The sequence below is a fragment of the Massilia sp. UBA6681 genome (assembly GCF_002454935.1).
GTDB classification, from domain to species: Bacteria; Pseudomonadota; Gammaproteobacteria; order Burkholderiales; family Burkholderiaceae_D; genus Telluria; species Telluria varians.
This window is the reverse complement of the sequence record NZ_DKJX01000106.1, coordinates 3,606-3,911: the sequence shown is the minus strand read 5'-3', so window position 1 is coordinate 3,911 and position 306 is coordinate 3,606. Positions and strand designations below refer to the sequence as shown.

At 64.7% G+C, this 306-nt stretch carries 1 protein-coding gene; it reads left to right on the top strand.

Features of this window, described 5'->3' with window-relative positions; all coding sequences use genetic code 11:
- Positions 1 to 306: sensor histidine kinase (locus tag B2R83_RS20040; protein ID WP_292044349.1), on the top strand; the 306-nt coding region annotated here is incomplete at both ends.

Sequence of the window (306 nt, the reverse complement as noted above, 5' to 3'; positions counted from 1 at the left end):
TGCTGGACGTCTCGCGCGTGACCCGGGGACTGGTATCGATCGACCAGCAAGCGGTCGAGATCGACGCAGTGATCAAGAGCGCCATCGAACAGGCGCAGCCCCTGATCGATTCGCGCAAGCATGCGCTCGCGCTGGACCTGCGCTCGTCCGGGGCGGTCGTCCTCGGGGACAAGAAGCGCCTGGTCCAGGTCATCGCGAACCTGTTGACCAATGCCGCGAAATACACGCCGCTTGGCGGCAGGATCGCCTTGTCAGTCGAAACGCAGGGCGAGCAGCTGGTCCTTGCCGTCTCCGACAACGGCATCG